This window comes from Acidovorax sp. LjRoot204, from assembly GCF_056175785.1.
Window position 1 is genome coordinate 1 of sequence record NZ_JBGFFF010000377.1, and the last position, 1,047, is coordinate 1,047.

At 69.6% G+C, this 1,047-nt stretch carries 1 protein-coding gene and 1 pseudogene; both read left to right on the plus strand.

Annotated elements, in window-relative coordinates:
* Nucleotides 1-318: pseudogene (locus AC04MI_RS25525) on the plus strand (cardiolipin synthase ClsB); the annotation flags it as partial.
* Nucleotides 315-1,047 (plus strand): lysylphosphatidylglycerol synthase transmembrane domain-containing protein (locus AC04MI_RS25530; protein WP_476499087.1); only part of this gene is annotated, 733 nt, incomplete at its 3' end. The pseudogene AC04MI_RS25525 and the gene AC04MI_RS25530, both read left to right, overlap by 4 nt.

Below are 1,047 nucleotides of genomic sequence, written 5' to 3' on the forward strand. Positions count from 1 at the left end.
CTGTCGCTCAACCTGGAAGCCAACGTGTTTGCGCGCGGCAGGGCCTTCAACCAGCTGCTGTGGGAACGCATGGACAAGCTCATGCGCGAGAGCTGCCAGCAGATCGGCGAGGCCGACCCGGAGAGCGGATGGAGCGGCTGGCGGCTGGTGCGCAGCTTCTTCATCTTCCACTTCCTGCGCTGGTATCCGTCGTGGCTCGRCTGGCTGCCGCGGCAGGTGCCGCGCCTCACCCCGGCCGAGGCCATCGAGCTTGCCGAGAAGCGCGAAAAGCGCGAGGGCGCCGGCGACAACGGGGCCACGCCGACGGAAGCGGCATGAGCATCTCCACTGCGAAGCCCGCGCACCGGCCCTGGTGGCCCTGGCTGCGGCGCATCGCGGTCTGGGCCTTCTTCGGCCTGATCGCCTGGCTGCTCGTGAGCCAGGCGCGTGCCATCGACTGGCAGGAGGTGTTCGACGCCATGCGCGCGCTGCCCGCGGCCACGCTGTGGCTGGCCGGCGCGCTGGCCGCCGGCAGCTTTGCCACCTACAGCACCTACGACCTGCTGGGCCGCCATCTCACGCGCCACCCGCTCGGCGCCCGCACCGTCATGGGCGTGACCTTCATCAGCTATGCCTTCAACCTGAACCTCGGTTCGCTGGTGGGCGGCGTGGCGTTCCGCTACCGGCTCTATTCGCGGCTGGGCCTTCCCAACGGCACCATCACGCGCGTGCTCGGCTTCAGCATGCTGACCAACTGGCTCGGCTACCTGGTGGTGGCGGGAGTGGCCTTCTGTTTCTGGCCGCTGGTGCTGCCGGCCGAATGGAAGGTCGGCAACGGCGGGCTGCGCATCCTGGGCGCGGTGCTGCTGCTGCTGGCCGCGGGCTACTTCGTGCTGTGCGCCCTGGCCAGCGGGCACGTGTTCCGGCTGCGCCACTATCCGTTCAAGGTGCCGTCCCTTCGGATGGCCTGGCTCCAGCTGGCCCTGTCGTGCCTGAACTGGGCGCTGATCGGCAGCGTGATCTGGGTCCTGCTGCAGGGCGCGGTGGCCTACCACACGGTGCTCGCGG